This window comes from Streptomyces luteolifulvus, from assembly GCF_008806595.1.
Classification (GTDB): domain Bacteria; phylum Actinomycetota; class Actinomycetes; order Streptomycetales; family Streptomycetaceae; genus Streptomyces; species Streptomyces luteolifulvus.
Map to the genome: position 1 here is coordinate 385,405 of NZ_VZRB01000002.1, position 25,237 is coordinate 410,641.

General features: G+C 72.3%; 19 protein-coding genes and 1 pseudogene. 15 read left to right on the top strand and 5 right to left on the bottom strand.

What is annotated here, in order from left to right; genetic code table 11:
- Positions 1 to 152: 152 nt before the first annotated feature.
- Positions 153 to 2,645 carry an ATP-binding protein gene (locus F7R91_RS04355; protein ID WP_150944602.1) on the bottom strand — a complete coding sequence of 831 codons (2,493 nt, stop codon included), beginning with the start codon at positions 2,643 to 2,645 and terminating at the stop codon, positions 153 to 155.
- 321 nt (positions 2,646 to 2,966) lie between these two features.
- Between F7R91_RS04355 and F7R91_RS04360 the strand changes: the two genes are divergently transcribed.
- The 5 genes from F7R91_RS04360 (at position 2,967) to mmuM (ending at position 7,689) form a co-directional block, all read left to right on the top strand.
- On the top strand, positions 2,967 to 3,863 hold the full coding sequence (locus F7R91_RS04360) for a PIG-L deacetylase family protein (protein WP_150944604.1): 897 nt from the start codon (positions 2,967 to 2,969) through the stop codon (positions 3,861 to 3,863).
- A gap of 167 nt (positions 3,864 to 4,030) precedes the next feature.
- Positions 4,031 to 4,369: a VOC family protein gene (locus F7R91_RS04365; protein WP_150944606.1), complete on the top strand. Its 339-nt coding sequence runs from the start codon at positions 4,031 to 4,033 to the stop codon at positions 4,367 to 4,369.
- Between the two features lie 293 nt (positions 4,370 to 4,662).
- Entirely contained in the window at positions 4,663 to 5,073 is a 411-nt protein-coding gene (locus F7R91_RS04370) for an effector-associated constant component EACC1 (RefSeq protein ID WP_150944608.1), read from the top strand.
- Between the two features lie 2 nt (positions 5,074 to 5,075).
- Positions 5,076 to 6,731, top strand: coding sequence for a caspase family protein (locus F7R91_RS04375; RefSeq protein ID WP_150944611.1), 1,656 nt, complete (start codon positions 5,076 to 5,078; stop codon positions 6,729 to 6,731).
- A gap of 37 nt (positions 6,732 to 6,768) precedes the next feature.
- Positions 6,769 to 7,689 carry a homocysteine S-methyltransferase gene (mmuM, locus tag F7R91_RS04380; protein WP_150944613.1) on the top strand — a complete coding sequence of 307 codons (921 nt, stop codon included), beginning with the start codon at positions 6,769 to 6,771 and terminating at the stop codon, positions 7,687 to 7,689.
- Between the two features lie 39 nt (positions 7,690 to 7,728).
- Here mmuM and F7R91_RS04385 read toward each other — a convergent pair whose 3' ends face one another.
- On the bottom strand, positions 7,729 to 9,342 hold the full coding sequence (locus F7R91_RS04385; RefSeq protein ID WP_191971339.1) for a carboxylesterase/lipase family protein: 1,614 nt from the start codon (positions 9,340 to 9,342) through the stop codon (positions 7,729 to 7,731).
- A 365-nt stretch (positions 9,343 to 9,707) separates the two neighbouring features.
- Between F7R91_RS04385 and F7R91_RS04390 the strand changes: the two genes are divergently transcribed.
- The 4 genes from F7R91_RS04390 to F7R91_RS04405 all read left to right on the top strand — a co-directional run bounded on the left by F7R91_RS04390 (position 9,708) and on the right by F7R91_RS04405 (position 15,363).
- On the top strand, positions 9,708 to 12,488 hold the full coding sequence (locus F7R91_RS04390) for a hybrid sensor histidine kinase/response regulator (protein ID WP_150944615.1): 2,781 nt from the start codon (positions 9,708 to 9,710) through the stop codon (positions 12,486 to 12,488).
- Between the two features lie 33 nt (positions 12,489 to 12,521).
- Positions 12,522 to 14,114: a GGDEF domain-containing protein gene (locus tag F7R91_RS04395; RefSeq protein ID WP_150944617.1), complete on the top strand. Its 1,593-nt coding sequence runs from the start codon at positions 12,522 to 12,524 to the stop codon at positions 14,112 to 14,114.
- A gap of 153 nt (positions 14,115 to 14,267) precedes the next feature.
- Entirely contained in the window at positions 14,268 to 14,900 is a 633-nt protein-coding gene (locus tag F7R91_RS04400; RefSeq protein ID WP_150944619.1) for a VOC family protein, read from the top strand.
- Positions 14,901 to 14,910: 10 nt separating this feature from the next.
- The gene (locus F7R91_RS04405; RefSeq protein ID WP_150944621.1) at positions 14,911 to 15,363 is read left to right on the top strand and encodes a VOC family protein; all 453 of its coding nucleotides are present in this window, start codon (positions 14,911 to 14,913) and stop codon (positions 15,361 to 15,363) included.
- On the opposite strand, the pseudogene F7R91_RS04410 reads toward F7R91_RS04405, so the two are convergent.
- Positions 15,349 to 16,035 (bottom strand): annotated as a pseudogene (locus tag F7R91_RS04410) (helix-turn-helix domain-containing protein); the annotation flags it as partial. The gene F7R91_RS04405 and the pseudogene F7R91_RS04410 sit on opposite strands and share 15 nt — an antisense overlap.
- Positions 16,036 to 16,064: 29 nt before the next feature.
- Positions 16,065 to 17,042: an AraC family transcriptional regulator gene (locus tag F7R91_RS04415; protein WP_191971351.1), complete on the bottom strand. Its 978-nt coding sequence runs from the start codon at positions 17,040 to 17,042 to the stop codon at positions 16,065 to 16,067.
- Positions 17,043 to 17,159: 117 nt separating this feature from the next.
- Here F7R91_RS04415 and F7R91_RS04420 point away from each other — a divergent pair, with 117 nt between their 5' ends.
- Positions 17,160 to 17,996, top strand: coding sequence for an NmrA family NAD(P)-binding protein (locus F7R91_RS04420; RefSeq protein ID WP_150944623.1), 837 nt, complete (start codon positions 17,160 to 17,162; stop codon positions 17,994 to 17,996).
- A gap of 203 nt (positions 17,997 to 18,199) precedes the next feature.
- Here F7R91_RS04420 and F7R91_RS04425 read toward each other — a convergent pair whose 3' ends face one another.
- Complete coding sequence (locus F7R91_RS04425) at positions 18,200 to 19,585, bottom strand: YhjD/YihY/BrkB family envelope integrity protein (RefSeq protein ID WP_225320519.1); 1,386 nt, start codon at positions 19,583 to 19,585, stop codon at positions 18,200 to 18,202.
- A 118-nt stretch (positions 19,586 to 19,703) separates the two neighbouring features.
- Between F7R91_RS04425 and F7R91_RS04430 the strand changes: the two genes are divergently transcribed.
- The 5 genes from F7R91_RS04430 (at position 19,704) to F7R91_RS43985 (ending at position 25,178) form a co-directional block, all read left to right on the top strand.
- Positions 19,704 to 21,338: an acyl-CoA dehydrogenase family protein gene (locus F7R91_RS04430; protein ID WP_150944625.1), complete on the top strand. Its 1,635-nt coding sequence runs from the start codon at positions 19,704 to 19,706 to the stop codon at positions 21,336 to 21,338.
- Between the two features lie 262 nt (positions 21,339 to 21,600).
- On the top strand, positions 21,601 to 22,893 hold the full coding sequence (locus tag F7R91_RS04435) for a GAF domain-containing protein (protein ID WP_150944627.1): 1,293 nt from the start codon (positions 21,601 to 21,603) through the stop codon (positions 22,891 to 22,893).
- Between the two features lie 151 nt (positions 22,894 to 23,044).
- On the top strand, positions 23,045 to 24,340 hold the full coding sequence (locus F7R91_RS04440; RefSeq protein ID WP_150944629.1) for a hypothetical protein: 1,296 nt from the start codon (positions 23,045 to 23,047) through the stop codon (positions 24,338 to 24,340).
- 54 nt (positions 24,341 to 24,394) lie between these two features.
- The gene (locus tag F7R91_RS04445; RefSeq protein ID WP_150944631.1) at positions 24,395 to 24,967 is read left to right on the top strand and encodes a GNAT family N-acetyltransferase; all 573 of its coding nucleotides are present in this window, start codon (positions 24,395 to 24,397) and stop codon (positions 24,965 to 24,967) included.
- A 127-nt stretch (positions 24,968 to 25,094) separates the two neighbouring features.
- Positions 25,095 to 25,178, top strand: coding sequence for a putative leader peptide (locus tag F7R91_RS43985; protein ID WP_309486338.1), 84 nt, complete (start codon positions 25,095 to 25,097; stop codon positions 25,176 to 25,178).
- Positions 25,179 to 25,237: the final 59 nt, after the last annotated feature.

Sequence of the window (25,237 nt, forward strand, 5' to 3'; positions counted from 1 at the left end):
GATTGTTGTGCACGGTCGAGAAACGGGGCAACGCGCGGGGAAACCTTTCCGCCACCGGCGGCCACTCAGCCCGGCGACCGGCGACTGACCACTGGCGACTGTCGACCGGCGACCGGCGACCGGCGACCGGCTCAAGTCGACAGCAGACCTGATCAACTCGCCGGGCGGTGCCCGCCTTCCTCCAGGAAGCCGAGTTCGGCGGCGGCTTCGGCCTGGCGGGGGCTGTTCATGGCGGCGAGGGCGGCCTGGGCGGTGGCCAGGACGCGCCGGGCTTCCGGGTCGCGGGCCAGGGTGCGCAGGACGATGCCGAGGTCCAGGCGGGCCGGTTCGGTCCAGGCCGTCATCCGCGCGGACTCGAAGTAGGCCAGGGCCTGCCGCAGGGGTGCCTCCGCTTCGGCGGGGCGGCCCAGGGCCGCGAGGTCGTTGCCTATCTGCTGGCGGGCGCTGGCCAGGTACATCTCGACGAGATCGGGCTGCCCCGGTATCCCGGCGAGGCAGACCGCCTCGATGCGCCGGTGGATGGCGAGAGCCTCCTCGGCGTGTCCGTACTGGCGCAGGTTGTGCCCCATGGCGTTCAGCACGGTCAGTTCGGCCAGGCGGGCCTGCCCGCAGGATTCGGCGCGCAGGCGCGCGGCCGCCTCCCGGAACCGGGCGAGGGACTCCTCGGTCCTGCCGATACGGTGCAGGGCCGCCGCACCGTATCCGAGGGCCCAGCCGGTCTGGAGGCCGTCGCCGAGCTCGCGCGCCACCGCCAGCGCCTCGTCGGCGACGGCCAGGGCACCGGCGTGGTCGTGCAGGCAGAGACTGTGCGCCCAGGCCAGGAAGTTGAGCTGTACGGCCTCGTCCTGCCGGCTGCCCAGGGCGCGGGCCGACTCCACGGCCAGCCGGAAGACCTCCGCCCACTCCTCCCAGTGCTGGGTGAGGTCGGAGAACCAGTGCATGGCCCGGGCCGTGTCGATGACCTGCCGGTGCCGTCCGGTTTCCGCGGCCCTTCGCAGCGCGGCCAGCCATTGGTCGCGCTCCGCCTCCAGCCAGACGCGGGCTGCCGCCCGCCCGACGGGTGCGGTGGCCGGGTCGGGATCCGTACCGGGTGTCTCCTCGTGCCGGTCGGCGTCGAAGCGCAGGGCAGCGGCGGTGGCCCGGCCGAGCAACCAGTCCGCGGTCCGGTCCAGCGCTGCGGCCCGGCGCCCGGAGCCGTCCTCCGCGGCCAGCCGTTCCGCGGCGAACAGCCTCAACAGGTCGTGGAACCGGTAGCGTTCGGCGCGCGGATCGGGCTGGAACAGTCCCGCGTCCACCAGTTCCTCCGCGCCCGCGGCGGCCGCGGCCGTCGGCAGGTCCGCCAGCAGCCCGAGGGTCTCGGGGCCGAAACCGGGAGCGGCGGCCAGGGCCGCCCGGCGGAACAACCGTCTCGACTCCGGCTTCAGACGCTCGTACGACAGCGCGAAGGCCGCTCGCACCTTCAGCCCGCCGGCCTGCAGGCCGTCCAGCCGCTGCCCCTCGGCCGCCAGCCGGGCGGCCAGCTTCCCGAGCCGCTCGCCGGGGCGGGCGGCCAGCCGCTGCCCGGCGATCCGGACGGCGAGCGGCAGGCACCCGCAGAGGTCCGCGAGGTCACGGGCTGCCTGTGCCTCGGCGCGTACCCGCTCCGGACCGAGGATCCGGGTCAGCAGTTCCACCGCCTCCTCCCGGCGCAGCGGGGGCAGGTGCGTACGGTGCACCGCCGAGAGCCCGGCCAGGCTGTGCCGGCTGGTGACCAGGGTGAGGGTGTGGCCCGTGCCGGGGAGCAGCGGGTGGACCTGCTCCTCGTGCACGGCGTTGTCCAGCAGGAGCAGCACCCGGCGGTCCGCCAGCACCGAGCGCAACAGCCCCGCCCGGTCCTGCGTGCCGGCGGGCACGGACCGGTCGGGGACGCCGAGCGCCCGCAGCAGCCGGCCCAGCGCCTCCCGGGGAGTCACCGGCTCCGGGTCCATGCCGCGCAGGTCGAGGGCGTACTGCCCGTCCGGGAAGTACGGGGCCAGCCGGTGTGCGGCGTGTACGGCTAAGGAGGTCTTCCCGAGCCCGGGCTGACCCGTCATCACACTGACCGGCGGCCGCACCGGATCGAGCCCTTCGGCGAGGGCGCGCAGCGCGTCGAGGGCTGGGCCGCGGGCGGTGAAGTCACCGAGGTCGCGGGGGAGAGCCAAGGGATGGTGGACGGGAGCGGACGCAGGCGCGGTCACGCTTGCGGCTGTGGGTGAGGGTGGGGGTGGGGGTGAGGTGGCGCCCGAGGCGTCGTCAAGGGGAGTGCCGGGGCCGGTCGTTGGGGCGGACTGCGCGGGATGCGTACGGGGCCGGGGGCGGGGTCGGCCCGGGCGGGCCGCGGCCTCCAGCGCGGCGGCGCCGGCGGGGTCCAGGCCGAGCCCGTCCGCGAGGGCCTGCACGGTGCGGCGCTGCGGGCCGCGGGTCCGGGCGCGCTCCAGGTCGGCGAGGGCGCGAACGCTCACCCCCGAGGCGTGGGCGAGCTCCTCCTGGCTGAGCCCGGCCCGCGCGCGCAGTTCCAGGAGGAGCCCGGCGAACGTCCCGGTGGTGGGGCCGGACCCGACACCGGCGTCGGGATCGCCGCCGTCGCCCAGGCCCTCGGTGTCGGTCGTGCCCGTGTCCGCGGCCATGATTCGGCTCCCCCGGTCGGCATGGATCAGCCTGGTGAGCTGCTTCCGGCAGAAGTATGCCGGTCGACATTCCTGCCGGTGGAACCGCCTGGAACGGCATCGTCGGCCGTGGTCGACTTGTGGCCCGGCGACGCGGCGCCTTGAGCGGGGGAATGAGCAGGGGAATCCAGACAGGAGGTCCGTCGGGTGCGCGTGCCCGACGGGCTCGCGGCTGCCGCCTCGCCGCCTGACCGCCCCGCGTACGGGCAGTTGTCACGGGCACCGGACCGGGTGCCCGCCACCGTACGGCGGGGAGCGAACAGACCATTGAGGGGAACACACGTGAGCACGAGCACGCACAAGAACCGTACTGCCGAGGGTATGTCCCGGCGGCACGTGCTGGCGGCCGGGGCGCTGACCGCGGCCGCCGTGGCGGCGCAGGGCTCCCTGGGCGCCTCCCGTGCCTCCGCAGCCGCCGCTCCCGCCATCTTCTACTCTCCGCACCAGGACGACGAGGCCATCGGCATGGCCGGTTCGATCCTGGAGCACAAGGCGGCGGGCCGCCCGGTCTACCTCGTGCTCGTCAGCCGCGGGGAGAACGACGGCCTGGCCCGGCGGATGAACGTCGGAGCCTGCGAACTGCTGCGTGAGCGGTGCGCGGCGCCGAACCACTGGCACGACCTGAACTGGCCCACCGACGGCGCCAGCATGATCGTGCCCGCGCGGACGGCCGAGTTCATGGCCTCGGCGAAGGCGATCGGCGTGGACAAGGTCATCAACTTCGACCTCCCCGACAGCGCGCACGACCCGTCGACGTACGGCAAGTTCGTGGACGCGGTCACGGCGAAGGTGAAGTCGCTCGCGAGGAAGTACCCCGGGGCCTCGCACAAGTTCGCGGCAGGCTGGCTGGACGTGACGCCCACGCACAAGGCGTGCAGCGACGCGGCCTACCGCCTGATGAACGACGGCACGATCAGGGACGTCCGCTTCAACCACATCTACGCCTACGACCGCCCGTACGGGGAGCGCGCCAGGGGTGCGTCCTACGTTCTGAACATCCCCTCCGCTCACATGACCCGCAAGCGGAACTCGATCTACTGCTACAACACCTGGAACCCGGACCGGAACTTCTACGCCCTCGGCTACCACAGCGCCTACGAGAAGCTGGAGCCGGCGCACGGCGACCCCCGCGAGTTCATCTACACCCTGCCGTCGAACTACCGGCCGGGAAAGATGTGACCCGTCACGGTGTTCGATGACATGTGATCCGCCGCGGTGCCTTCTCAGGTCACCGCGGCCGGTCAGCGGCCGGCCAGAAGGGGACACGAAGGGGCACAGCCGGCAGTCGGCGAAGAGGGGACGGCGACTTACCTGACCCGCTCCCGCCGGCGGCTAGGGTGAGCGATATGAGCCTGGATGCAAAGATGATCACCGTCGACTGTGCCGAGCCCCGCAAACTTGCCGCCTGGTGGGCCGAGGTCCTGGACACAGAGATCGCCCAGGACTTCGGCGGTGAGTTCGTCATCGTCGGGGCGCAGCCCCTGGTGCTCGGTTTCCAGCACGTTCCCGAGCCCAGGCAGGTGAAGAACCGGGTCCATGTCGACTTCCACACCGAGGACCGGCCCACCGAGGTGGACCGACTGGTGGAGCTGGGTGCCAGTGTCGTCGGGGAACACTCCGCCGGGCCCCTGACCTGGACCGTCCTACGGGACCCGGAAGGCAACGAGTTCTGCGTGGCCGGCTGAGAGCCGGGAAGGGCTGTCGGACCTGGGGCGCCCCGGTTCCGGTCGGGACGCCCCAGGGGCTCATCCGGAACGCAGATCGATCAGCGGGGCGTGACCCCCGGGGCGGCCCAACGGCTGGACGGCGCCTCATGGTTGCGGGTTCCCCCAGGTGGGTGACCGTACTCTCCCGGCACGGCCCCCGACTATCGTCAAGTGGCTCCCCGCACGCGACGCTTCGTGGCACTCTTGGCACCACACGTGAGGCGTACGGGTGCCCATGAGGACGCGCCGTGCCGGTCTGCTGGGGGAGCCGGGTGCACGAAATCCGCATTGCGGTGCGCGGGGACGCGGCCGCCGAGGAATCGTTGTTGGACTGGTTACGGCAGGAGCCCGCACTGCGCGGCCGCGTCCGGCACGACACGCCCCCCGCACGGGTGGGGACCATGGGCTCCCTCGGCGAACTGGTCGTCGAGAGCGCGGTCACCGGCACCATCGGGACGCTTGCCGGTCTGCTGGGCCAGTCGCTGTCGTTGTGGCTGAACCAACGGCGCGCACAGGGCAATTCACCGACCACGGTCAGTCTGACGACCGGGGACGGGCGCAGCGTCACGGTGACGTCGGCTCATGCGGCGGAAGCAGAGCGGCTGTTGAGACTCGCGCTCCAGGAGCGGCCCGCGCCGGAAGGCGTACCGCCCGGTGCCGCAGGTGACGGCCAAGGACGGTAGCCGTGCGACTGCCCGATCCCCAGCGGTCCTACGCGGTACTCATCGGTACCGGCACCTATCGCTCCGACCAGCTGCCGGACCTGCCCGCCGTCGGCAACAACCTCCAGGACCTCGGCGACATCCTGACCGATCCGGCCCTCGGGGGACTGCCCGCCGAGCGGTGCGTGGTCGTGCCGGACCCGAGCGATCCCCGCACGCTCTTCCGCATCCTGCGGCAGTACTCCGCTGCCGCAGAGGACACCTTTCTCGTGTACTTCGCCGGTCACGGCCAGACCGGACCGCGCAACGAGCTCTATCTGGGTCTCGGGGAGACCGTCCCGGACGAACTGAAGGTCAGCGCGCTGCCGTTCGACCTGCTGCGCGACGTGCTCACCGACTGTCCGGCCGCCAACCGCGTCGTCATCCTCGACTGCTGCTTCAGCGGACGTGCCGTCCAGGACATGGCCGGCGAGGAGGAAACCATCCTCGGCCAGGTCGGCATCGAGGGCACCTACGTCCTGGCGGCGACCCCGATGAACGCCGTGGCACTCGCCCCCGTGGGCTCCTCCCACACGGCCTTCACCGGCGAACTGTTGCGCCTGCTGCGCACCGGGATACCCGCCGGGCCGGAGTTCCTCACGTACGGCGACATCTACCGCCAGCTCCTGCACACCGCGACGGTCCGCGGCCTGCCCCTTCCCCGACGGCGTGGTACGGGGACCGTCGACCTGCTCGCGCTGAGCCGGAACCCCGCCGTGGGTGCGAGGTCGGCAACGGTCCTTGCGGCGACGGCCGGCGACCGGCCAGTCGTCCTTCGAGACCTGGCCGGGCCGGTTGCGTCGGCCGAACGCGACATGCGAGGTGGCGACTCCCGCCTCCTGCGGGTTGCGGGACGACTGTTCCTGCCGGCGATGTTCCTGTGGGGGCTTCCGTCACTGGCCCACTCGGTCTTCGGTCTGGCCGTGGACGACTATCGCGTCGTGACGAGCGTCGAGGAGTGGCTCCGTTCTCCGGCGGACGAAACCATGAAGCTCAGCGATCTCACGGTGCCGTTGTTCCATCTGCTGACCGCTGTGGTCATATGGCGGCTGTGCGTCCTGCGCAGCAGATTCGCATGGTCCGGCGCCGCAGCCCTCCTGGTGTACGGCGTCTACCTGGCAGCGAGCGTTCCGTTCCGGCTCTCGTACCCCAACGCATTTCCCTCCTCACAGCTCTCCTCCTGGGACCGCGAGGTCGAAATCGCCGGCTTCGTACTCCTGGGACTCGTCCTGTCCGCCGTGGCCTTCGCCATCGCTCGTACGGGGCCGCCGTTGCGGCTGCAGCGTCCGGTGCGATGGGGCATGCCCGCGTTTGCCACGGCTCTGACACTGGCGGTGGCCGGCCTGTACGTCTCGGCCCGGCTGAACTTCACTCCGCTCGGGTGGAGCGTGGTGTTGATGTGGGTGCTCACCGGCGTCCTCGCGGCCGGGACACCGATTGCCGCACTCCTCGTCCGGCCCGCCGAGGTGGCGTTGGGGCTTGCGGGCGGCTGGACGGCCGTGATGCTGCAGCATGAGATCGCGTTCTGGAGCTTCTCTCCCCCTGTCGCGCACGGCGAATATCTCTGGCTCTGGCTGCCCGTTGCCGTCTTGCCGATCGTGTTGCGTGCGTACCTGAATCAGACGGAATCGGTTCGCTGATCCGCTGTGACCTGCCGACTCGACTACCGTCGACAGCATGTGCCGCACCCTCGGCCTCGCCGAAGCCCTCTCCGCGGGGACGGTCGTCCTCGACGGGGGCATGTCCAATCAGCTGGAGTCCGCCGGGCACGACCTGGGCGACGAGCTGTGGTCGGCCCGGCTGCTCGCCGAACGGCCCGAGGCGATCACCGAGGCCCATCTCGCCTACTTCGAAGCGGGCGCGGACGTAGCGATCACCTCCAGCTACCAGGCCACCTTCGAGGGCTTCGCAAGGCGCGGGATCGGCCGGGAGCGGGCGGCCGAACTCCTCGCCCTGAGCGTGGAACTGGCCCGCGAGGCGGCCCGGCAGGCCGGGGCGAAGGGCATCACGCGGCCCCTGTGGACGGCGGCCTCGGTCGGCCCGTACGGGGCGATGCTCGCGGACGGCTCCGAGTACCGGGGCCGGTACGGCCTGAGCGTGGCCGAGCTCGAACGCTTCCACCGGCCGCGCCTGGAGGTGCTGGCCGCGGCCGGGCCCGACGTCCTGGCGCTGGAGACGGTCCCCGACGCCGACGAGGCCGAGGCGCTGCTGTGCGCGGTGAGCGGACTCGGGGTGCCGGCCTGGCTGTCGTTCAGCGCCGCCGGTGACCGCACCCGGGCCGGGCAGCCCCTGGAGGAGGCCTTCGCCCTGGCCGCCGATGTGGAGGAGGTGATCGCGGTGGGGGTGAACTGCTGCGCCCCCGAGGACGTGGACAGGGCGATCGAGATCGCCGCCCGCGTCACCGGCAAGCCGGTCGTCGTCTACCCGAACAGCGGCGAGACCTGGGACGCCGAGGCGCGGGCCTGGGCCGGCCGCTCCACCTTCGCGCCGGAGCAGGTGCGCGGCTGGCGGGAGTCCGGGGCCCGGCTGATCGGGGGCTGCTGCCGGGTCGGCCCGGAGGCGATCACGTCCGTCGTGGGCACGCTGAGGGCGGCGTGACCCCGACGCTCCGCCGGCCGTGTTGGCCCGGGTGGCCGGTCAGGGCAGGCCCTGGCTGCGGTGGACCCCGCCGGGCAGCCGCAGCCGTCGTACGACCGACCGCAGTTCCGCGGTCCGGGCGGCCGTGTCCGCGCCGTTGACCGGCTTCGGTGTGTCTCCCTCTGGTCCGTCGTCGGCCTCACGGACGGCCTTGTCGACGGTCCACACCGCCAGCTCTGGATCTCGTGGACCGTATGCCGTATACGGTCCACCGTCGCCGAAGATCTGTACGGGATGTGAGGCGTCCCAGCGCCGCCAGCCCGGGTCGCCGTCGACCGCGAACCGTACCCACGCCCCGTGCATCGCGTCGGCCAGCTCCTGCGGGGCCCCCTCCCCGGCGAGCCTGGCCGACTCGGGCACGTCACCGGTGTCGAACACGAAGCCGAGCTCCAGGGCGTGGCAGGCGCCGAGGTCGGGGAGGTTGGAGGGCCAGGCGAACTCGTAGACGTACGAGGTGCCGGGGCGGGCGTCGGCGAGGCGGTGCAGCGGGAGGCGGAGCAGATGGTCGGTGACCATCTGGCCGACGATCTCCGCGGTGCCGGCCTCCGGGTGCAGGGCGCGATAGCCGCGGGGCACCTCGGGGCCGCAGTGGCAGCGAGCCATGGCACCGGCCAGGGCGACCGCCCCGAGCCGGTCGACACGTTCCAGCAGCCCGCCCGGGACCAGCCACAGGCGGTACTCGTCGCGGGTCCAGCCGAGCAGGAGGTCGATCCCCGGGGCGGCGTCCTCGTCCGTCAGGGCCTGCAGGGGGTCGCGCGGGACGACGTCGCCGTCGACGACGATCCCGAAGGCCGGCCCGCCGACCACCGGGCTGCTGAGCCGGCTCACCTCGGCCTGGGTACGCAGCAACAGCTCACGGTCGACCTCGGCGAAGGCCGCGGCGGTGGCGGGCACCTTCAGCCGGGTCGCCATACGGCGCACCATCCGCCGTACCTTGTCGCGGTCCGAGGCCTCGGGCGACCCGCTCTGGAGGATCGCCCGGCGGACCAGGCCCCGGGCCTGCGGGGCGGCGAGCAGCGACCCGATGCTGATCGCCCCGGCGGACTGCCCGCCGACCGTCACCCGCCCGGGGTCGCCGCCGAAGGCCTCGATCGACTCGTGCACCCACGCCAGCGCGGCGATCTGGTCGCGGAGACCGGGGTTGGCGGGGGCGTCCGGGAAGAGGCCGTAGCCCTCGATGCCCAGCCGGTAGTTGAAGGACACGAAGACCACGCCGTCGCGGGCGAAGGGCCGGCCGTCGTACACGGGAACGGCCGAGGACCCGCGGGTCAGGGCGCCGCCGTGCAGCCACACCAGAACCGGGAGCCGGGCGCCAGGGCCCGGCTCCGGAGTCCACACGTTGAGATTGAGGCAGTCGTCGCCCGGCACGACCGGGTCGGACAGATAGCGTGCGAAGGCCTCCGAGTACGGCGGTTTCGGCGGTGTCGGCCCGAAGGCGCCCGCGTCGCGCACACCGTCCCAGGGCTCGGGCGGCGCGGGCGGCCGGAACCGGCGCGGGCCGAAGGGGGGCGCCGCGTAGGGGATGCCCCGGAACACCGCGAGGCCCTGCTCGTACCGGCCGCGAACGGCCCCGTACGGTGTTCTCACCACGGGATCTGCCTGGACCGCCGTCATACGACCACCAGCCTCCTCGCCGCGCTCGTGCACCGTGAACAACAGAGCACCACATCGCGGCCGGGTATTCCGGTGCAGAAGCGGGGCTTTGCGGCTGTTTGGCGTACATCGGCATGCCGAAGCCCGGTTGTTGACGGCGCGGCCGAGGCCGGTGCGGCACACGGTGACCCATCGGGTACGCCGTTCGGACCTTGCCCGGATTGCGCAGAGGGGGCGCACTGGGCCGTTGCCCCTTGTCGGGCGGTCCGAGGAGCCCTTTGCGCACGCGGCCCGATTTGCGATCTTCAGTGGTTCATTCTTCGCTGGAGATGTCCGCTGGTCCCGGCCCGCCTTGTGGCCGGGCATGATCATGTGGAGGCGGATTCATGGCGCCCTCAGACCCGCCGCGGCAGTACGCAGCCGATGACGAGGAACGGTTTCGGCTGCTGGAGAAGAACTCCCCGGACATGGTCTTCCGCAGGACGGTCGACGGCGTCTATCTGGAGGTCTCCGCGGCGGGAGCGCTGCTGCTCGGCAGACCGGTCGAGCAGATCGTGGGGACGTCGGCCGAGTCCTGGGTGCATCCGGGCGACGCGGAGGAATTCGAGTGGGCGGAGCGGGATCTGCGCCGCGACGGCCGGGTGGTGGTCTGTCTGCGGCTGCGGCATGCCGACGGACACTGGATGTGGGTCGAGGACACCTGCTGGGTGGTACGGGACGCCGCCGGCGAGCCGCAGGAGGTGCGCGGGTTTCTGCGCGAGGCAGAGGGCCAGCGGCGCAGGGAGGAAGCGCTGCGGCTGCTGCAGGAGCAGGCACGCTCCGTCATCGACACCGCCCGGGACGCCTTCGTCTCCATCGACGAGGACGGCCTGGTCATCGACTGGAACCAGAGCGCCGAGCGGCTGTTCGGGTACAGCCATCGTGAGGTGATGGGCCGTCCGCTGGCGGACACACTCATTCCCGAGCGGTACCGCTCCGCGCACCTGGCGGGTCTGGCACGGGTGCTGTCCGGCGGGGAGTCGCATGTGCTGGGCCGCCGGATCGAGCTGAGCGCCCTGCACCGCGACGGCCACGAGATTCCGGTCGAACTGGCGGTGTGGCGGCTGAAGTCGGCGAAGGCGCGCTGCTTCAACGCCTTCCTTCGTGACATCACCGAACGCAAGCAGACCGAGGTGGCGCTGGCTCAGGCCCGTGACCAGGCGATCGCCGCGTCCCAGGCGAAGTCGCAGTTCGTGGCGTCGATGAGCCACGAGATCCGTACCCCGATGAACGGTGTCATCGGGCTGAGCAACCTGCTGCTGGGCACCGAGCTGGACCCCGAACAGCGCCGCTACGCGGAGGGCATCCAGTCCGCCGGCTCGGCGCTGCTGTCGCTGATCAACGACATCCTGGACTTCTCCAAGCTGGAGGCGGGCAAGCTCGAGCTGGAAGAGGTCGCCTTCAGCCCCCAGCTGATGGTGGAGGAGGTCATCGCGCTGGTGGCGCAGACAGCACAGGCACGGGGCCTGGAGCTGCTCAGCGACTTCCATCCCCAGCTGCCGGCGATGGTGCTCGGGGACTCGGGCCGGCTGCGGCAGATCCTGCTCAACCTGGCGTCCAACGCGGTCAAGTTCACCGAGAGCGGCGAGGTCGTCATCCGGGTGCGGCCCGCGTCCGCCCAGCCCTCCGCGCAGAGCGCGCCATGGCTGCACTTCGAGGTCACCGACACGGGTATCGGCATCGCCGAGGCCGATCAGAAGCGGATGTTCGACGCCTTCTCCCAGGCGGACGCCTCCACCACCCGCCGCTACGGCGGCACCGGGCTGGGTCTGGCCATCTGCCGCAGGCTCACCGAGGCGATGGGCGGCTCCATCGGCGTCAACAGCCGGTCCGGCGAGGGCAGCACCTTCTGGTTCACCGTGCCGGTGCGCACCCCCGACACCCCGCAGCCACCGCAGGAGGCCGCCCAGCCCGTCGTGCTGCGCGGGCTGCGGGCGCTGATCGTCGACGACAACGACACCAACCGGCTGATCCTCGACACCCAGCTGCGCAGATGGCACATGCACACCACCACGGTCGCCGGCGGCCCCCAGGCCCTGGTGGCCCTCCACGAGGCGGCGGCCGCCGGCCGTCTGTTCGACCTGGCGCTGCTGGACATGCAGATGCCGGACATGGACGGCCTGGAACTCGCCCGGCGGATCACCACCGACCAGAAGCTCGGCAGGGTGCCCCTCGTGTTGCTGACGTCCGGACCGCCGCTGCCCGCCGCCGAACTGACCGCGGCCGGTATCGCCCGCAGTCTGGCCAAGCCCGTCCAGCAGTCCCAGCTCATGGACGCCCTGACCGAAATCGTCACGCACCGGTCGCCGGCGGCCGCCGCCACGCCCGCGCCTGCCGAGCGCCCGCCGGCCCACCGCGGGCATCTGCTGCTGGTGGAGGACAACGACATCAACCAGATGGTGGCGCAGGGCATCCTCACCCGCCTCGGCTACAGCGCGGACGTCGCCGCCGACGGCCTCCAGGCACTGCAGCTGCTCGGGGAACACCCGTATCAGGCCGTGCTGATGGACTGCCACATGCCCCGGATGGACGGCTACAGCGCCACCCGGGAGCTGCGCCGCCGGGAACGGAACAGCGGCCGCCATGTGCCCGTGATCGCCATGACCGCCGACGCCCTGGCCGAGGACCGGGACCGCTGTCTGGCCGCGGGCATGGACGACTACATCTCCAAACCGGTCTCGGCCGAGGAACTGGAACACGCGCTCGTCCGCTGGGCCCATCCCGCCGGTCCGGCCGCGGACGAGGACGACCTGCGCATCTCCATCGAGCAGCGGCTGGACGAACTGCGGGGCAGCGGTACGCCGGCCGAGAACGACCTGGTGGACCGGCTGGTGGACCACTTCCTCACCCGGGCCCCCGAACTGACCAGCGCCCTGTTCCACGCCCTGGACCGCCACGACTCCTCGGAGATCGCGGAGAAGGCGCACAGTCTCAAGGGCGCCGCCGGGAACATCGGAGCCCAGAGCCTCGCGGACTGCTGCCAGGACCTCGAACAGGCCGCCCGGGGCGGTGCCCCCACCCAGCTGGCCGAGACCGCTCCCCGCCTCCAGGCCGAACTGGACCGCACCTGCCGCACCATCGAGACGCTCCGCTCCCGCCCACCCGGCCGCGGACGGGACGAGGACTGACCGCGTCCCCGGCCGGAGCGGGGAAGGAGGGCCGTGCGCACCGTTGACGTCCGGTTGCCCTCCCGCCGTAACGCGGCGGCCTGGGCGTATGTGGCGGCCGGGACGGCGATGATCGTTCTCTACCTGCTCACCTCCGCCACAGCGCGTTACATGCTGCCGGTCATGATTTCCGGTTCGGTCGTCTTCGCGGTGCTGGCGGGCGTGGCCAGGAACAGACCGCCGTCGGCCCTTCCGTGGTGTCTGTTCGCGGCGGCCATGGCGCCCTTCGCGGCGGCGGACCTGATCTGGGGCCTCTACCAGGCCCACGACGTCGAGGTTCCGTTCCCGGGCGTGGCCGACATGCTCTACCTGGGCACCTATGTGCTGTTCACCGCGGGTCTGGTGACCCTGGCCAGACAGCAGTCGGGCCGGCTGCACTGGGCCGGGCTGCTGGACGCCGGCATCGTCACACTGGGGTTCGGCACCCTGACGTGGGCGTTCATCATCGCGCCGTATCTGCGCAGCGAGCTGTCCGCCTGGCCGCTCGCGGTGACGATCGCCTATCCCGTGACCGATCTGGTGCTGCTGTCCATGGCCGCGCGGCTGATGCTCACCACCGGCACGCACACGGCGTCGTTCCTGCTGTGCCTCGGCTGGCTGGTGATCCTGCTGGCCGCGGACGGTCTCTACTACGGCACGCTGGCCACTGGGACCACAATCCCGGAGGACGTGCCCGAGGTGGGGTGGATGGTCTCCTCCCTGCTGCTGGGGGCGGCGGCGCTGCACTCGTCGGTGGCCCGGCCGACCCGGGTGGCGAGGGACCAGGAGCGGCTGTCCCGGAGCCGGCTGACGATCCTGATCGCGCTGACCCTGATGGGGCCGTTGATCGTGCTGGTCAATGCCGGCGGCATCCGGGACCGGCCGGTGAACGTGACGGTGATCGTCGGGATGATGGCGAGCCTGTCGCTGCTGCTGGTGCTGCGCATCGCGTTCCTGGCCCGGTACGCACAGGGCAGGGCCGCCGAGGCACGCACACAGGCCCACGCCCTCGCCAACTCGCTGCGGGAGCAGGAAGAGCTGCAGAAGCAGCTGAGCTATCAGGCCACCCATGACCCGTTGACGGGTCTGGCCAACCGGGCGCTGCTGAACGAGCGTCTGGAGTCCGCTCTGGCCCGGTGTTCCGGCACGTCCGCCGCCGGGCTGCTGCTGCTCGACCTCGACGGCTTCAAGGACGTCAACGACACGCTGGGGCACCCGGTGGGCGACGAACTGCTGGTCGACGTCGCACAGCGGCTGATGAGCAGGGTCCGCGAGCAGGACATCGTGGCCAGGCTCGGCGGGGACGAGTTCGCGCTTCTGGTGGAAGGCGTGGACGTGATCACGCTGCGCGACTACGCCCTGCGCATCCTGGACTCCTTCACCGACCCGTTCACCCTCGCCCGCGGTCATACGGTCCGCCTGAGCACCAGCATCGGAGCACGGAGCGTCGCCGAGCCGACGCCGCCCACGGAGGCCCTGCGGGACGCCGACGCGGCCCTCTACCGGGCCAAGACCGCGGGCAAGAACCAGGTCGCGTTCTTCGAATCCGCGAAGGAGTCCGCCTCCACCACGGCGCAGCTCGCCCGACGGACCCGGCGGCCCCCTTGACCGGCGCTACGTCGCCAGCTCCGTCTTCCGGATCGTGCCGGGGCGCGAGTCCTGGCACACGCTCCCCTCACGCCCGAGCAAGCTCGCGGGGGGGGGACCCATCGCGGCACGGCTGTTCCGTCGCGGGGTCCGGTCTGCGTAGCCTCGACACCGATGAACGCCATTCCCGCGCATCTGGACCATCTCGTCCTGGCCACGCCCGATCTCGCGGCGACGGTCGCCGACTTCACGCGTCGCACCGGTGTGGCCCCGGCCCCCGGCGGCACCCATGTCGGTCTCGGCACCCGGAACCATCTGGTGTCCCTGGGCGGGAGCAGCTACCTGGAGATCCTCGGCCCGGACCCGGAGCAGTCCGCGCCCGGGGTGCCGCGTCCCTTCGGCGTCGACGACCTTGCCCTGCCGCGGACGGTGACCTGGGCGATCAGCCCGCCCGACCTGGACGCGGCGGTCGCGGCCGCCCGCGCCCTGGGCTACGACCCCGGCCCCGTGCACCCGATGCGCCGCCGCAGACCCGACGGCACCCTGCTGGAGTGGCGCCTGACCGACGGCGACACCGCACACCCCTCCGGCCTGGTGCCGTTCCTCATCGACTGGGGCACCTCCCTGCACCCGTCCGCCTCCGGCCTGCCCGTCACTCCCCTGCTGGCGCTGTCCGGGACAGCCCCCGAACCGGACGAGATCCGCCCCCTGCTGCACGCCGTCGGCACCGACCTCACGCTCACGGCGGGCCCGGTGGGACTGTCGTTCACGGTGGACACCCCGCTGGGGCCGGTGACCTTCGGCTGAGCGGCGGGGCATGTCCGATTCCTTCAAGACCGCTCGCCCGGATGCTGCCTACCGTGGGCCCATGACTCCACGATTCGATGCCATCGGCCTTGTCGTCTCGGACATGGCCGCCTCCGTCGCCTTCTACCGCCGGCTCGGGTTCGTGTTTCCCGAGGGTGCCGAGGAGCAGCCGCATGTCGAGGCCGAGCTGCCGGGCGGGACCAGGCTGCTGCTGGACACCGAGGAGACCGTCCGGTCCTTCCACCCCGGGTGGCGGGCACCGTCCGGCGGGGGCCGGGCCTCACTGGCCCTGTTGTGCGGGAGTCCGGCCGAAGTCGACGCCGTGTACGAGGCGTTGGTGGGCGCCGGGCACCACGGGGAGCTCAAGCCCTGGGATGCCTTCTGGGGACAGCGGTACGCGGTGCTCCACGACCCGGACGGCAACGGGGTCGATCTGTTCGCCCGGCCGGCCGAGGCTCAGTAGGCGCCCGAGCGGCATGCTCGTCAACTCCTTCACGTCCCGCGCGAGATGCGCCTGGTCGGCGAATCCGCAGCGGGCCGCGGTCTGCGCGAACGGGATGCCCGACCGGGCCAGCGCGAGGGCCCGCTGGAGCCTGAGGATGCGGGCGAGCGTCTTGGGGCCGTACCCGAAGGCGGCGAGGGAACGGCGGTGCAACTGGCGTGCGCCGAGGCCGAGTCGGTCGGCGGTCGCGGCCACCGGGCGGCCCGCGTCGAGCGCCGCGACGAGCCGGGTCAGCAGGGGGTCGGGCGGGCCCGCGGCCGCCGCGCGCGCCAGCGCGATGTCTTCGAGGGCCGCCACGGGGTCGGCGGCGGCGGTGATACGGCTCTGCAGGCGCCGTACCTCCGCGGCGGGCCACAGATCGGTCAACTCCACGCGCCGATCCCGCAGTTCGTACGCCGGAACGCCGATGATCGCGGGCGCGGTGCCGGGGTGGAAGCGGACGCCCGCCCAACGCCTGAGCCCGCCTCCGGGAACGTAGGCATGCGTGTCCGGACCGGCGACGAGCAGCCGGCCCTCGCTCCACAGCAGATCCATGCAACCGTCCGGCAGAACGGGCCGGACGACGGGATCCCCGTCGAGGGTCCGGCTCCACACGACGGCACCGGTCACCCTGGACGCCCGCTCCGCGTACATGGGGAAAAGGCTACGGCGCCGCCTCGCCCCTACCCGTCGGCACCGACCCCCACCCTGGCCGCCTCCGCCCGGGTGCGATGGTCCTGGGGGCTGACGCCGTACACCCTCTTGAAGGCGTTGGACAGGGCGAACGCGCTGCCGTAGCCGACGTGGCGGGCGATGGCGTCGAGCGTGTCGCCGCTGTCCCGCAGGCGGTCGGCGGCGAGGGCCAGACGCCAACCGGTCAGATACGTCATCGGGGGCTCACCGACGAGGTCCGTGAAGCGGCGGGCGAGGGCGGCGCGGGAGACTCCGGCCTTGGCGGCGAGCGTGGCGACCGTCCAGGGGTGGGCCGGGTCGTCCTGGAGCAGGCGCAGCACACGGCCCACCACCGGGTCCGCCATCGCCCGGTACCAGGCCGGGGCCGCCGCCTCCGGGCGGGAGAACCAGGCCCGCAGCGCGGCGATGACCAGCAGGTCGAGGAGGCGGTCCAGGACGACCTCCTGGCCGGGTTCGTCGCGCACGATCTCCTCCATGAGGAGCGGGGTGAGCGGGCACTCCCACACATCGGAGGTGAGGGAGAGCAGCGGCGGCAGCGCGTCCAGCAGCCGGCCGCTGATCTCGCCCTGCATCAGATACGTCCCGATCAGCAGCAAGGTGGAGCCGTCGGGCCGGTCGCCCCAGGTGCGCACGCCCAGGTCCATGGATCCGTTGAGCGGCCGGCCGTCCGGGTAGGCGCACCGTTCGCCGGGCAGGATCAGCGCCTGCGGGGCGGTGTCGGGGTCGTCGGCGCAGGTGTAGGGGTCGGGGCCGCGGGCGATGGCGAGGTCGCCGGCCCGCAGCCGGAGCGGCTCCCCCGTGTCCGGTGTGATCCAGGCGTCGCCGCGGACCATCAGCATCACCGTCAGCGGCGCGCGGTCCTCGATGCGCACGGACCACGGCGGGTCGAAGCACGCACGGATCATGAAGGCGCCCCGCGCCCGCGGTCCCTCCAGCAGGCCTGCGAGGGGGTCTCCCCGCGTGAGCATGTCCGAGCGTGGGGGAGCGTCCATGGGGCCGTCCATGGGGCCAGGGTAGACGCGCGCGCATGGGAATGAGCGGTTCGACGATGGGACCGTACGGCGCACGGCAGTTGACTGGTCCGCATGGCAGAGAACACACGGAACATGACAGTGGTGGTGACGGGTGCCTCGGGCCGTACGGGGAGCCGGGTGGCGCAGGCCGCGCAGGCGGCCGGGCTCACCGTGCGGGCGGCCTCGCGGGCGCACGGCTTCGACTGGGAGGACCGGTCGACCTGGGCGGACGTACTGCGCGGCGCGGATGCCGCGTATCTGGTCCACCCCTCGGACATCGGCGCCCCGAACGCCGCCCGGGCGGTCGGGCTGCTCTCCCACGAGGCGGTCGGGCTCGGCGTGCGGCGGCTGGTGCTGCTGTCGTCCCGGGGGCAGGAGGGCGCGCGTGCGGCCGAGGAGGCCCTGCGCGGGTCGGGCGCCGACTGGACGGTCGTACAGTCCGCGTGGTTCGCGCAGAACTTCAGTGAGGGGCCGCTGGTGGCGGAGCTGCGGCAGAGCGGACAGCTGGTGTTCCCGGGCGGTGAGGTGCCTGAGCCGTTCATCGATGTGCGGGACATCGCGGACGTGGTGGTGGCCGCGCTGACGGACGGCGACCGGTACGTGGGACGGGCGGTGGCCGTCTCGGGGCCGAGGCTACTGACGTTCGGGGAGGCCGTCGCGGAGATCGCCGGGGCGGCGGGGCGCGAGCTGACGTACCGGGCCGTGTCGGCGCGCCGGTACGGAGAGACCCTGACCGGCTTCGGAGTGCCCGCGGAGGAGGTGGAGCCGCTGGTCGAGGCGTTCGAACAGCTGCTCGACGGGCGGAACGCCCATCTGTCGGACGGGGTGCGCCAGGTGCTGGGCCGCGAGCCGCGCGACTTCGCGGACTTCGCGAGGGAGGCGGCGGCAGCGGGCACATGGAAGCCGTGACCGGACCGACGACGGTGAGCCGCCCGGCTCGGGCGTCGGTGAGACTTCCGACTCGGGCGTCTCTGAGGCTTCCGGTCCGGGGGCCTGTGAGCCCTCCGGCTCAGGCGCCCGTGAGCCGTCCGGCTCGGCGTCTCTGAGGCTTCCGGGCCGGGCGTCCGTGAGCCCCCCGGCTCAGCCGTCTGCGAGCCGTCCGGCTCGGGCGTCTATGGGCCGTCGGGCTTGTGCGAGTACGAACCCTCCGGCTTGTGCGGGTACGAGCCGTGGGCCTCGTGCGAGTACGGGCCCTCGGGCTCGTGCGGCGGATACGGGCTCTCCGGATCGCGGGGGCACGGGTCCTCCCGATCGCGGAGGTACGGGCCCTCCCGATCGCGGGGGTACGGACCCTCCCGATCGCGGGGGTACGGATCCTCCGGCTCCTTCGGGCACGAGCTCTCGTGCTGGTGCGGGTGCGAGCCCTCGGGCTTGTGCGGATGAGGGGGATGCGTGCTCTTCACATGGGTCCGCAGCCGTGACGTCACGTCCTCCGGCGGCAGGAAGCGGGACCAGCGCTCCGGGAACTCGGAGGGCATGTCCGGGTCCTCGGGGTCGGCCTCGCGGTGCGCGGCCGCGCGCGCCACGTACTCGGCGACCTGTGCCTCCCGCAGCCGCTCGTTGGCGGCGCGGGCCGCGGCCGTGGCGGCGGCCGGCCAGACCCGGTCGATGGCGGCGTTGACCGCGGCCCCGACGAGCACGGCGAACGCGGACACACCGATCCACAGGAGCACGGCGACGGCGGCGGCCAGCGAGCCGTAGATCGTCGCGCCCTCGATGGTGTTCTGCAGATAGATACGGAGGAGGAAGCTGCCGAGCACCCACATGCCGAGCGCGACCAGAGCGCCGGGGACGTCCTCGATCCAGGGTGAGCGCACGGGCACGGACACGTGGTACAGGGTAGTCAGGAACGCGACGGAGAGGATGATCACCACGGGCCAGTACAGGACCTGGACCACCGTCCCCGACCACGGCACGATCCGCACCACCGCGTCCGGGCCCGCGACCATCAGCGGCAGCGCGACCGAGCCGATCAGCAGCGCCGCGGTGAACAGCAGGAACGCCACCAGCCGGGTCCTGACGATGCCCCGGACGCCGTCGAGGCCGTACATGACGGTGATCGTGTCGATGAAGACGTTCACCGCGCGCGACCCGGACCACAGGGCGAACAGGAAGCCGATGGAGATGACGTCGGGGCGGCCGCCCTTCATCACGTCGTCCAGGATCGGCTGTGCGATCTCGCTGACGCCCTTGTCGGACAGGACCGTGCGCGAGGCCTCCAGGAGGTTGGCCTCCAGACTGCTGATGGTGTCGGTGCCGGTCCAGTCGTCGACGTAGCCGAGCAGGCCGATCAGGCTCAGCAGCAGCGGCGGCACGGACAGCAGCGTGAAGAACGCGGCCTCGGCCGCGAGGCCCAGGATGCGGTACTCCATGCACGAGTTGACGGTGTCCTTGAGCAGCAGCCAGACGGTCCTGCGCTTCGACACGTTCCGGTAGAGGGCACGCGCGCGATGGAGGCGGCCGGAGGGCCGCTCGGAGGATTCACTTGCCGGCTGCACGTCCTAACGGTATCCGTCGCGCCTGTCGGCACTCATCCCCGGTGGGACGGGCCGTGAGGCGGCCTCCGTATGCCTCGTCCCTGTGGTGTCCGGCTCCATGGCGGGTAGGTTCGCAGACATGGCACGCAGCACGCACATCGTGACCAATCAGCCCCCGCCGCTGTCCGGACACGACGTCTTCGCCACCGACCGCGCCCTGGCGGCGGCAGTGGACCGGCACACCGCCCCGGACCTGCTCGACGAGGTGCGCGGCGAGCTGTCGGCGCTGGGCCGGACCTGCGGTTCCGCCCAGGTCCAGGAATGGGGGGCGCAGGCGGAGCAGAACCCGCCGAGACTGCACACGCACGACCGCTATGGCCACCGTGTCGACGAGGTCGACTTCCATCCGGCCTGGCACCGGCTGCTCGGCAAGGGAGTCTCCGCGGGCCTGACCGCGGCCTGGGGACGGCCCGCAGGACATGTGCGGCGCGCGGCCGCGTTTGTGCTGTGGACGCAGGTCGACGCCGGAAACTGCTGCCCGCTGTCCATGACGCATGCGGCGGTACCCGCCCTGCGTACCGACCCGGGCCTCGCGGCCGTGTGGGAGCCCCGGCTGACCTCGATGGTCTACGACCGTGGGCTGCGGCCCGCCGCCCGGAAGGCCGGTGTGCTGTTCGGGATGGGCATGACGGAGAAGCAGGGCGGCAGCGACGTACGGGCGAACACGACGTCCGCGCGGCCGCTGGCCGAGGACGGGACGTACGAGCTGACCGGGCACAAGTGGTTCTGCTCGGCGCCGATGTCCGACGGGTTCCTGGTGCTGGCGCAGGCACCGGAGGGACTGACCTGCTTCCTGGTCCCGCGTGTGCTGGAGGACGGCGCCCGCAACGTCTTCCTCCTCCAGCGGCTCAAGGACAAGCTGGGCAACCGGTCCAACGCCTCCGGCGAGGTCGAGTTCGACGGGACGTGGGCGCGCCGGGTCGGCGCGGAGGGGCGCGGCGTGCGCACCATCATCGACATGGTGGCCGCGACCCGGCTGGACTGTGTGCTCGGCTCGGCGGGCCTGATGCGGCAGGCCGTCGCACAGGCGGTCCACCACTGCACCCACCGTGAGGCGTTCGGCGGGAAGCTGGCCGACCAGCCGCTGATGCGCAATGTGCTGGCGGACCTCGCGCTGGAGTCCGAGGCGGCGACCACGCTCGCGCTGCGGCTCGCGGCCGCCTGCGACGACGGCGGCGAACAGGAGCGGGCACTGCTGCGGATCGCGGTGCCGGCCGCCAAGTACTGGGTGACCAAGCGGTGTACGCCGGTGACGGTCGAGGCCGCCGAGTGCCTGGGCGGCAACGGGTATGTGGAGGAGTCGGGCATGCCCCGGCTGGTGCGCGAGTCGCCGCTCAACTCGATCTGGGAGGGGGCCGGGAACGTCCAGGCCCTCGATGTGCTGCGGGCGCTGCAACGGGAGCCGCAGGCGCTGAACGCCTACCTCCAGGAGGTGGGCATGGCCCGTGGCGCCGATCACCGTCTCGACGGGGCGATCAAGAACCTGCTGACCGAGCTCGCCGACCTCGACGGCGTCGAAGGACGCGCCAGGCGGCTGGCCGAAAGGCTTGCCCTGGTGCTTCAGGGCTCGCTGCTCGTCCGGTTCGCGCCGCCCCAGGTAGCAGACGCTTTCTGCGCCTCGCGGCTGGGCGGCGACGGGGGCGCGGCCTTTGGGACGCTGCCGTCGAGCCTGGATCTGGCCGCCGTGCTGGAACGGGCGAGGCCAACATCCTGACCTGCGGGAACACGGAGCGGGGGTGGTGCTGCGCCGACACGGCACCACCCCCGCTCCCAGGCCTGTTCGAGGCCCCGAACGCCGCTCGGGACGGCGTCGTTCAAGTTTCAGACACTGCGCCGCGGACCACCAGGGTTGCAAGGGGTTGCAACTTGTCGGGCTCTGTGTGCGGACTGGATCCCCCCGCCCCGGGGCGAGCGGCACCATGAGACGAGCCATCAGGACGGACCGCACGACCCGGGTTCCACCCAGGGGAGGATCAGTGGCACTCTCGCCGACGGACGTGACGCAGCTCGCCGCCGTGGACTCGGCGCGCGCCGCGCAGGTGCTGAGCGAGGTCCGTTCCGCCCGGCTGGCCGGACAGCGCGCCCCGCTCGCGCCGCGCCCGGTGATCGAGCAGTCCTGGGACCGGATGCTGCGCCGCGGCGTCGATCCCGACCACGACGTCAGATCCGGCCTGCTGTCCCGCGCGGAGGTGCAGCGGCGCCGGGAGACCACGACGCTGCGGCATGTCCTGCCGGTGCTGCGGGAGGGGCTGCTGTCGGTCGCGGACGTCGCCCACCACATCATGGTGGTCGCCGACGAGGAGGGCCGGGTGCTGTGGCGCGAGGGCGACCCGCCGGTGCTGCGCAAGGCCGACGGCCTCGGTTTTGAACCCGGCGCCGACTGGCGGGAGGAGGTCGTGGGGACCAACGGGGTGGGCACGACCGCGGTGGAGCGCCGGCCCGTACAGGTCTTCGCCTCCGAGCACTTCGTGCGGACGCACGCCACCTGGACCTGCGCCGGCGCCCCCGTCACGGATCCGCGGGACGGCCGACTGCTCGGTGTGGTGGATGTGAGCGGGCCGCTGGAGACGATGCACCCGGCGACGCTCGCCTGGGTCGACTCGGTCGCCAAGCTGGCCGAGGCGCGGCTGCGGGAGCTGCATCTGTGCTCGCTGGAGCAACTGCGGGCCACCGCGGCGCCGGTCCTGGCCCGGCTCGGCAGCAGCCGGGCCGTGGTGGTGGACCGGGACGGCTGGACGGCGGCGGTGAACGGTATGCCGTACACCGACCGCATCGCGCTGCCCAAGTCGCTGTCGGCGGGCCGCCGGTGGCTGCCGCCGCTCGGGCTGTGCGCGGTGGAGCCGCTCGGAGGCGGCTGGCTGGTCCGGGTCACCGAGGAGCCGGTGCCACCGGAGGCCACACGGATCGTGCTGGACCTGGCGCAGCCGCGCCGCTGGTCGGTGACGGTGTCGGGCTGGGCGGGTTCCTGGAGCCGCGAACTGAGTCCCCGGCACGCCGAGTTGCTCTATCTGCTGGCCCTGCACCGCACCGGCCGAAGTGCCGCGGGCCTGGCCGAGGACCTGTTCGGCGACCCGAACCGTACGGTGACGGTGCGCGCCGAGATGTCACGGGTACGGCGGTATCTCGGGGGCTTTCTGGAACACCGGCCGTATCGTTTCTGCGAGGCCGCGGAGGTCGAGGTGCTCCTCCCCGACGACCCCCGGGACCTGCTGCCGCACTCGGCCGCTTCGGCGGTGGCGGGCGAACGGGCGGCCGGGGGAACGTCCTGAGCGGTCCCGGAGTGCGTCTTTCGCATATTTGCTGGGTCTTCGTCCCCGACGGTGTCCGACTGCCGTAGCATCCCTCGTACGGGTCAACCCCACCTGCTCCCTGGTCAACGTATGGATCACCAGGCGCAGTTGACCCGCCTCGGGAGGACGAATGAAGCATCGTGGCAGACATCGCCGACGCAGGCGGGGCAGGGCACTGCGGGCCGCCCTGGCAGGAACCGCCCTCGCACTGACCGCCGCCGCCACCATGATCAGCGCCTCACAGGCCACCGTCGGGGACAATCCCGGGGCGCTGAAGCCGCTCACCTCGTCCGACGCGACCGACGCACTGCGGCTGCGGGAGCACCTGGTGCCGCAGACCTCCCTCGACCGCCTCAGCTCGGCGATGGGCCGGCCCGTCGGGGTCGGCGCCGTCCTCGCCGACGCCGACGACAGCCTGCGCGACGCGGCCGACTGCACGGCCGGGGAGCGCACCTCGCTGCCCGTGGAGCCGGCGGCCACGCGCGCCTACTGCTGGAACGCCGCGGACACCCACGCCTGGCAGCCCGGCGCGGTCACCACCTCCGGGGACGCCGACGACGACGGCGTGTGGGGGGAGAACCGTGTGATCCTCTCCGGCTGGAGCCACCAGGCCCGCTCGGCGGCGGGCCAGGACCTGGCCAAGGTCGCCTTCGTCGACGCGAACGACCCGGGCCGTCTCAGCTACACCTGGGTGCTCCTCGTCGTCCCGGTCGACGGCGGACGCACCTACCGTGCGCTGGCCTCACATGTGTCCGGCATGGTCTGGTACCAGGACAAGTTGCTGGTCACCACGGACAGCGGGGACCGCAACTCCCTGTATGTGTACGACATGGACCGCGTCCAGCGCGCCACGGTGGACGCCGACGCGGTCGGACGGGTACGCGAGGGCTGGTCGGCGCACGGCTACCGGTACGTACTGCCCGCCGTCGGCTCGTACCGGCCGGCCGGTGACGCAAGGGGGCCACGTCTCGACGGCGTCTCGCTCGACCGCAGCACGGCGCCCGACAGTCTGGTCGCGGGCCAGTGGGTCTCCGAGGGCAGCGACCGGCACGCGCGACTGTGGCGCTACTCCCTCAGCCCTCAGGACGACCGCTCCGGCCTCCTCGACACCGACACCGCGGGATCGGCGCGCGCGGCCGAGGCCTTCGAGACGAAGGCCTCCGAGATCAGGGGTGTGCTGTCGTACCGCTCCGACTGGTATGTGGGCGGCGCGTCCGACGAACAGGACGGTCACGGCACCCTGTGGCGGCAGAACACCGACGGCGCGAAGGCCACGCAGTGCGGTTCGGACGAGACGCACCACCGCTGCTGGAGCCCGCGCACCGAGTCGCTCTCCTACTGGGAGGAGACCGGCGAGCTCTGGTCCCAGTCGGGACGGGTCCTGTTCGCGCTGCCACTGGACTCGGTGGGCGGGTCACTGGACTGAGGTCGGCCGGGCGGCGATCGACAGACCCTTCGGCGGCGTGATTCCCTGGCCGGCATGAGCCGCATCCCTGTGACCACCTGGTCCCTGGAACAGACCGCCCCGACCGACCTCCTCCCCGCCGCCGGCCCGGAGGGCGATGTGCGGATCGTCCGCGCCGCGGTGCCCTCCCCCGAGTTCAGCCGCTTCCTGTACGCCTCGGTGGGCGGGGACATCCGCTGGATCGACCGGCTCGGCTGGACTTACGCGCGCTGGCAGGAGCACCTGGGCCGGCCCGGCGTGGAGACCTGGGTCGCCTACGACCAGGGCACACCCGCGGGGTATGTGGAACTGGATCCGCAGGACGACGGGGTCGTGGAAATCGTCTACTTCGGGCTGATCCCCGCCTTCCGCGGGCGGCGGATCGGCGGCCATCTGCTGTCGTACGGCGCCGCCCGCGCCTGGGATCTCGCGGACCGCTGGCCCGGGCTGGCGGCGACCAAGCGGGTGTGGCTGCACACCTGCAGCCTGGACGGGGAGCATGCGATGGACAACTATCTGCGCCGTGGCTTCAGGCTCTTCGACACCAAGGTCGAGGAGGAGCGGGACGTTGTCGCGCCGGGTCCCTGGCCGGGCGCCTACCCTGCCTGACCTGCACGGACAAGCCACCGCGTGCCGTTTGTGACCGACGCCACCCTCGTCCCACACTTCGGGACAAGGATGTCCGCATGATGGACGAAGCTGGACTGAGTCCAGATTGCCGTGACACGCTTCCGTCATGTCTGGAACTGGAATTGCCTTGGTGAGTCGGCGGCACGTCGACCTCGGCCGCATGTCCAGCGCCATCTGTCCGGCGAGCTGACCTGGCCCTCGGCCACTGGACCAGCACCGCCGACATCCCCCGCTTTCGCCCTCCTGCGC

Bases quoted from the DNA above. Each gene is read 5' to 3' on its own strand.
- F7R91_RS04355 (WP_150944602.1), bottom strand. From the start codon at position 2,645: ATGGCCGCGGACACGGGCACGACCGACACCGAGGGCCTGGGCGACGGC.
- F7R91_RS04400 (WP_150944619.1), top strand. From the start codon at position 14,268: ATGAACGCCATTCCCGCGCATCTGGACCATCTCGTCCTGGCCACGCCC.
- F7R91_RS04390 (WP_150944615.1), top strand. From the start codon at position 9,708: ATGGCGCCCTCAGACCCGCCGCGGCAGTACGCAGCCGATGACGAGGAA.
- mmuM (WP_150944613.1), top strand. From the start codon at position 6,769: ATGTGCCGCACCCTCGGCCTCGCCGAAGCCCTCTCCGCGGGGACGGTC.
- F7R91_RS04430 (WP_150944625.1), top strand. From the start codon at position 19,704: ATGGCACGCAGCACGCACATCGTGACCAATCAGCCCCCGCCGCTGTCC.
- F7R91_RS04445 (WP_150944631.1), top strand. From the start codon at position 24,395: ATGAGCCGCATCCCTGTGACCACCTGGTCCCTGGAACAGACCGCCCCG.
- F7R91_RS04415 (WP_191971351.1), bottom strand. From the start codon at position 17,042: ATGCTCACGCGGGGAGACCCCCTCGCAGGCCTGCTGGAGGGACCGCGG.
- F7R91_RS04420 (WP_150944623.1), top strand. From the start codon at position 17,160: ATGGCAGAGAACACACGGAACATGACAGTGGTGGTGACGGGTGCCTCG.
- F7R91_RS04405 (WP_150944621.1), top strand. From the start codon at position 14,911: ATGTCCGATTCCTTCAAGACCGCTCGCCCGGATGCTGCCTACCGTGGG.
- F7R91_RS04385 (WP_191971339.1), bottom strand. From the start codon at position 9,342: ATGACGGCGGTCCAGGCAGATCCCGTGGTGAGAACACCGTACGGGGCC.
- F7R91_RS43985 (WP_309486338.1), top strand. From the start codon at position 25,095: ATGTCTGGAACTGGAATTGCCTTGGTGAGTCGGCGGCACGTCGACCTC.
- F7R91_RS04365 (WP_150944606.1), top strand. From the start codon at position 4,031: ATGAGCCTGGATGCAAAGATGATCACCGTCGACTGTGCCGAGCCCCGC.
- F7R91_RS04440 (WP_150944629.1), top strand. From the start codon at position 23,045: ATGAAGCATCGTGGCAGACATCGCCGACGCAGGCGGGGCAGGGCACTG.